The organism is Bacteroidota bacterium (genome assembly GCA_034723125.1).
Lineage (GTDB): Bacteria > Bacteroidota > Bacteroidia > CAILMK01 > JAAYUY01 > JAYEOP01.
In genome coordinates, this window is the sequence record JAYEOP010000378.1 from 1 (window position 1) to 2,363 (window position 2,363).

Below are 2,363 nucleotides of genomic sequence, written 5' to 3' on the forward strand. Positions count from 1 at the left end.
CCGGGAGCACCAAGGTCAACATGTGTTACTCCATAACCTGCTGATTCTTTCATATCCGTATTGTTTGTATTTGTAACACAAATTAAATATTTGCTTGGGCAAGTGCTTGGTAGGTCGCCTTTTACATCAACATCAATATTCATATTGGAAGTGGCTGCGGCATTTACTATCCCATACTTTCCGAGTGAATCATACATAGCACACCAAAGCGGAGCATCGGTAGCTTTACCGAAATCCACTCCCCATGAGGAGTTAGAAGAAACAATATAAGCACCTTTTTCCCCATCTGTTTGATTATATATTTTCCTCATTTCCAATAAATAAGAATATGCAGAAATTGCATCGGACTCATACCCGCCACCAACAACTATCATCATTTTTACATTCCAATTTACTCCGCTCACTCCTGTTGTATTATTTCCTTTTGCACCTACTATTCCTGTTACGGATGTTCCATGTTCTCCACCCCATTTTCCATTTTTTATATCATCATTTCCTTGATATGTATTCCATCCTTTGTAATCGTCAACATAACCATTGTTATCATCGTCTATTCCGTTGTTTGGAATTTCATTTTTGTTATACCAGATGTTTCCTGTAAAATCAGGATGCAGAGTATCAAATCCATCATCAACTATGGCAATTACAATGGTGTCTCCAAGAGCTGTAACGCCTCCTGTTGTAATTTCCCATGCTTCATCAATATCTATGTCCGCATCAGGTAGTCCGCTTAGCTGTCCCGTATTCTCGTATTGCCATTGTTTGTGGTAAAGTGTATCATTGGGAGTATTTTTTCTGTACTCCAATTTATGATTGAATTGAGCATTTACAATTGCAGGATTTTCTTTTAAACTATATAAAAGATTTATTTCATTTATGTTTTTACTGTCAAATTTTATTAGCCATATTTTTAAAGAATTTGATAGTTTTTTTACAAGCTCAATATTTGTTTCTTTGTTATTAAATTTTTTGTAATCAAAAATAACGTTCTCAATGATGTTATCTTTAGCAAGTTGCACAATTATTTCACCTGATTTATGAGTTGGCTGTTGGCTAAAAGAAGGACTAATAAAAAAACAAATTATTGAAATTGATATTATAATTTTTTTCACTGTAATTTTTAAGATTTTTGTTTAAAGGGAGGTTCTATAAATACATTTTAATCACCAAATGAAATTCCGATATCTTTTGCCATTTGAACAAGTTCACCTTCAGGATCAACTAATTTCTGTCTTCCGATAATATTTTCAAGATGTTCGTAACTCATTTTTGTTTTTTTAATACAAACCATATTTCCGAATCTATTATCATCAATAAGCTTAACTGCTGCAACTCCATATCTTGTACACAGCATCCTATCGTAAGTTGAAGGAGGTCCTCCCCTTTGTAAATGACCTAAAACCGTAGTTCTTACTTCATGTCCTTTAAGTAATTTTTCAAGATTATCGGCAAGTTGATTTCCAATTCCACCAAGTCTTATGGGGTCAGGACTATCTTTAACAATTTTTTTCACAACTGCTTTACCACCTTTTGGAACTGCACCTTCGGCTACAACAACAATACTAAATAGTTTTCCTCTTGATTCTCTTTCTTTAAACTTTTTAGTGATTTTATTAATATTGTATGGTATTTCAGGAATTAAAATTACATCAGCAGTACCTGCAATACCTGATTCTAAAGCTATCCAACCGGCATTTCTGCCCATTACTTCAAGTATCATAATTCTGTGGTGAGATTCGGCAGTGGTATGTAATCGGTCAATTGCATCTGCTGCAACATCTATGGCTGAGTTAAAACCAAATGTTACATCTGTTACCGCAAGGTCATTGTCAATAGTTTTTGGAACTCCAATAATTTTTACACCTTTGCGGGAGAAGTCTCGAGCACTTGTTAAAGTACCGTCTCCACCAATTATTACAAGAACATCAACATTTTCTTTTTTTAAGTTTTTAACAGCAACATCAGAAACATCTTTTCTTACTTTTTTACCTTTTTCTTTAACTTCATAATCAAAAAGATTGTCTTTGTTTGAACTGTACAAAATAGTACCGCCAATGTGCTGAATACCAGAAACTGCTTTTAGGTCAAGTTTCATAAAATCATTGAGGTATAATCCTCTATAACCAAATTTATATCCAATTACTTCAAGTCCGTATTTAAGAATTGCAGATTTTGTTAAGGTACGTATTACAGCATTTAATCCAGGGCAATCTCCCCCACCGGTTAACAGTGCTATCTTCTTAATATTCTTATCCATAGTTGATTGTTTAATATGAAAATATAACTTCAAAGATATAAAATTTTGAACACTTATCGTGAAAAAGAGGAAAGAGTTGTGAGATGTGAGATGTGAGTTTTGAGAT

At 33.6% G+C, this 2,363-nt stretch carries 2 protein-coding genes; both read right to left on the minus strand.

Annotated elements, in window-relative coordinates; all coding sequences use genetic code 11:
* A partial coding sequence (locus U9R42_10075; protein MEA3496368.1) for a S8 family serine peptidase occupies positions 1 to 1,112 on the minus strand: 1,112 nt, incomplete at its 3' end.
* A gap of 47 nt (positions 1,113 to 1,159) precedes the next feature.
* On the minus strand, positions 1,160 to 2,257 hold the full coding sequence (locus tag U9R42_10080) for a 6-phosphofructokinase (GenBank protein ID MEA3496369.1): 1,098 nt from the start codon (positions 2,255 to 2,257) through the stop codon (positions 1,160 to 1,162).
* Between the last annotated feature and the right edge of the window lie 106 nt (positions 2,258 to 2,363).